Below are 3,832 nucleotides of genomic sequence, written 5' to 3' on the forward strand. Positions count from 1 at the left end.
CGGTTCGCACACCTAGACGATGTGCTTCATTTTTCATGGTTTCTCGAAGCTCGGGTTGCACAAATGTATAGGCAACAAAGCCCCCAGCTGCAGCTGCTTCCTGCAGCATTTGAACGATTTCACTTTGTTGGCTGATATGACCGTAACGCTTGATTCTCATCTGTTCGGAATTGAATTGACGAACGGTGGCTCTGGCAACGGCATCGGCAGTTTCTCCAATTGAATCTGAGCAAATAAACAGCTGCTGTTGTTCGGTCACTCTGCACCTCCCCTTTGAACCTACTATACGTGAAATTATACCAAAAATGCAAAAAAACCTCTATCCTTTAAAGCGATACAGGTTTTTCGCTAGATTGCTATTGTTTTTTAAGAATTTTAACTGCTTTAGCTGGGAGTGAGATGGTGTTTTCTATAGGCTGATTGGTTATCATGTTTGTTGTTTTGACAGCACCTAAGTCCACGGTTGCCTCATGATCATTGTGATTCAGAAGAAATATATAGGTGTCCGTATTTCGGGTTCTAGTTGATACCTCTACACCTGAAACAGGTGCTATCGGCGCACTAATTCCCTTGTTTTCGCACAAATTGCGAATGAGTCCTTGTAAAAATGAGGGCTCCGGACTAGTAGCTACATACCACGCTTGACCTGATCCGTATGTATTTACAGTAAGTGCTGGCATTCCTGAATAAAAGTCACTGCCGTACACGGCTTTGACCTCTGCACCTTCTGAATGGATTAGGTCACAAAGTACTCCGCATTGATATTCGCCTTTCAATTCTCCCCACTGTTCGCTCATAACGATTTGGTTGGACTGGTCAGGGAACAAGGCATCAATTTCTTCAGCCCAAATCCCGAGCACTTTACGTAATTCACCAGGATAGCCACCTAAGGTGACGATATCATTCTCATTGACGATGCCGCTGAAGAATGTGGTGAGGAATATCCCACCTGCGTGAACAAAGTCTTCAACCCGCTTTGCATAACCCTTTTTAACCATGTAGAGAACTGGTGCAATAACGATGTCATAGCTGGATAGATCGGTTTCAACACCTATCATATCTACTTGGATGTTTTGCTGGAAAAGAGCGTCATAGTATTTGTGGACTTCATTCACATATTTAAGAGCTACGGTTGGCCMACTGGAAAGTTCAACTGCCCAACGGTTTTCCCAATCAAATACGATGGCGACTTTCGCTTCGACTCTGGCATCTAGCAGCTTATCTGAAAGTATCTGCAGTTCAGTCCCCAGTTCCGCGCACTCCCGAAATACTCGCGTATTCTCATGACCGACGTGCTCGATGACGGCTCCGTGATATTTCTCACATGCTCCGACCGACCTTCGAAGCTGGAAGAACATGACTGTATCCGCACCGCGAGCCACGGCTTGATAACTCCAAAGTTTCATAACCCCTGGGCGCTTGAGTGAATTGTACGGTTGCCAATTCTGCTGGCTTGGCGTCTGTTCCATCAGCATAAATGGTTGCCCTTGTTTTAACCCCCTCATAAGGTCATGCGTCATAGCTGTTAAGCTGATCGGCGTGTCCAAGGACGGATAGTTATCCCATGAGATCACATCCAAATATTTGGCCCACTTGAAATAATCTAATTCTTTGTATAATCCCATTAAATTGGTTGTGATTGGGAGATCAGGCGTATGCTTTTTGATAGCGTTGTATTCAAGCTTATAGCACTCTAGCATGCTATCAGACATGTATCTGCGATAATCCAGGGAAATGCCTTGGAAGTTGGTATTATCAACTCCCCATTCTTCAGACAAAGCATTGGGAGATACGATTTCTTCCCACTCATAAAAGGTGTGGCCCCAGAAACTTGTATTCCACACTTTATTTAATTTTCCAATTGTCGTATAGCGATCTTGCAGCCAACTTCGGAATCCATCTGCACATTGCTCACAGTAACAATACCCGCCATATTCATTTGAAATGTGCCAGATTAAGATAGCAGGGTGATTCTTATAACGTTCTGCCAGCTTCTCAGCGAGGAGCGAGGAGTATTTACGGTATGTAGGGCTGTTTGGACAGGAATTGTGTCTTCCTCCAAACTTACGTTTCCTTCCTTCGAAATCAACACGAAGAACATCCGGATAGTTACGCGCCATCCAAGCAGGGTGTGCCCCTGTGCTCGTAGCTAAACAAACATAAGTGCCCTTCTCATAAAGCTTGTCTATGATTTCATCTAGCCATTCAAAGTCATATGTTTCTTCATTCTTTTGCAATTTGGCCCACGAAAAAACATTAACAGTCGCTACATCAATTCCCGCAAGCTTAAACATACGTAGATCTTCATCCATGATTTCTTTATCCCATTGCTCGGGATTGTAGTCTCCGCCGTACCAAATTTTGGGGAGTTTCTCATTGATCATGCTGCCACCTCATCAGATTGGATAAAAAATATAAGAATAATTCCATTGTATTGGATTATTTTTCATCTTAAAATATAATATTTTTACATGCTCATATAATAAAATGGAACAGGTGACCTTCCCCATGCACAAAAGATATGAATTAACTCCTTCAACTGCGCAACCGTTTCCAATTTATATTGAGAGTATTGGACATCATGAAGATCAGGAAAAGTTGGTCAGGCCTGAGGGCTTCCCTTGTTATCATTGGCTTCAAACCTATGCCGGTGAAGGGGAGTTCGTATTAGATGGAAAAAAATATTTACTGCCGGAAGGAACAGGTGTTTTAATGCTCCCGGGAGTTCCTCATTCTTATTATGCTGTTACGGAATTATGGTGCACACAGTATGTCACTTTTGGCGGARCTTGTATGGAAGCTATCCTTGGCACTTTAGATTTATTAGATTCTGCTGTTTATAAATGGGACTTGAATGGACCGATGCAAAAGGTAATTGGTCAAATTATTAAAAATATGGATGCTGGTTCCGAGTACTCTGGGTATGACGCCTCGGCTGATTTATATCATTTTTTCATTCAGCTTAAAAAGCATGGGCAGCTCAATAACCGCACCTCAATTCGCAATCAAATTGCCCATTTGCAGCCTCTATTGATGTGGCTTGAAGTTCATTATCATAATCCAGATACTAGTCTTGAAGCAATGGCTGAAGTCTTAGCCATAACCCCTCGGCATATGAACACGTTGTTTCAACACGCTTTTGGGCTCTCGCCTTACTCCTATTTAATTCGCATGAGGCTCCGTAAATCCAAAGAAATGTTGATTCACCAGCCTGCGAAAACAGTCAAGGAGGTCGCAAGGCACGCTGGGTTTCGCGATACAAGTCATTTTGTGGCCAGCTTTCGCAAGCACGTCGGATTAACACCAGAAAGGTTCAGACAGATGAATTAGCTAACCTAATAGGATATACTAAAAATATAGTTACTATTTTTTCATCGAAGGAGTTTGAGACATTTTATGATAATAGAGATTTTTGAAGATATTGTGTGTCCTTGGTGCCGCATTGGCAAAAAGAATATGGAGGATGCGCTGGCCGATTTTACTGCGGAACCGGTTGAAATTCACTTCCGCGCTTTCCAACTAGATCCTTATACACCAATGGAAGGCTCTCCGTTCCGCGAGGTAATGCGCCAAAAGGTCCGCGCAGACGAGGATCGATTAAACGGCATGCTGCAGCAGGTTACTCAAGCAGGTATGTCCTCCGGCTTACATTTTGACTTCTCCAAAGTTGAGAAAATGCCGAATACGCTAAAAGCTCACCAGTTGATAGCTATTGCGCCCGAGGAGTTAAAAAAGCCACTTGTTGATGCATTATTTAAAGCTTATTTTGAAGATGGTAAAGATATTGGCAGCTTGGACGAGCTTCTATCAACTGCTGAACTACTCGGTATGG

Annotated in this window: 4 protein-coding genes; 2 read left to right on the plus strand and 2 right to left on the minus strand. The window is 43.1% G+C overall.

Annotation, left to right across the window (positions count from 1 at the left end):
• Together AC1DUA_RS27970 and AC1DUA_RS27975 are read right to left on the minus strand one after the other, a co-directional pair.
• The coding region (locus tag AC1DUA_RS27970; protein ID WP_477502874.1) for a kinase/pyrophosphorylase at window positions 1-259 on the minus strand (259 nt) is incomplete at its 3' end.
• A 97-nt stretch (window positions 260-356) separates the two neighbouring features.
• Window positions 357-2,384, minus strand: coding sequence for a beta-galactosidase (locus tag AC1DUA_RS27975; protein ID WP_477502875.1), 2,028 nt, complete (start codon window positions 2,382-2,384; stop codon window positions 357-359).
• Between the two features lie 124 nt (window positions 2,385-2,508).
• Between AC1DUA_RS27975 and AC1DUA_RS27980 the strand changes: the two genes are divergently transcribed.
• Window positions 2,509-3,330 (plus strand): AraC family transcriptional regulator, encoded by an 822-nt coding sequence (locus tag AC1DUA_RS27980; RefSeq protein WP_477502876.1) that lies wholly within the window; start codon window positions 2,509-2,511, stop codon window positions 3,328-3,330.
• Window positions 3,331-3,396: 66 nt separating this feature from the next.
• The coding region (locus AC1DUA_RS27985) for a DsbA family oxidoreductase (protein WP_477502877.1) at window positions 3,397-3,832 on the plus strand (436 nt) is incomplete at its 3' end.

It is taken from the genome of Paenibacillus sp. 01T422 (assembly GCF_056398785.1).